Annotated in this window: 1 pseudogene; it reads left to right on the top strand. The window is 67.7% G+C overall.

The window, feature by feature from the left end:
- Positions 1 to 322, top strand: a pseudogene (locus WDW90_RS38625) (sulfoacetaldehyde acetyltransferase); the annotation flags it as partial.

Raw genomic sequence — 322 nt, forward strand, 5'->3', positions numbered from 1 at the left:
ATTGCTCGAACAGCTCGCCGAAGGGGCCGGCAACCCGGGACGCGAGGAGCGCAAGGCCCTGATTCACCGGACCAAGTCCGCTTGGCTGCAGACGCTCTCGTCGATGGATCACGAGGAGGACGACCCGGGCACGAGCTGGAACGTCGAGGCCCGGCAGCGGGATCGCACCCGCATGTCACCCCGCAAGGCCTGGCGGGCGATCCAGGCCGGGCTGCCGCGCGAGGCCATCATCTCGACCGACATCGGCAACAACTGCGCCATCGGCAACGCCTACCCGACCTTCGAGAAGAGCCGGAAATACCTCGCGCCGGGCATGTTCGGA

This window comes from Methylobacterium nigriterrae, assembly GCF_037106235.1.
GTDB lineage: Bacteria > Pseudomonadota > Alphaproteobacteria > Rhizobiales > Beijerinckiaceae > Methylobacterium > Methylobacterium nigriterrae.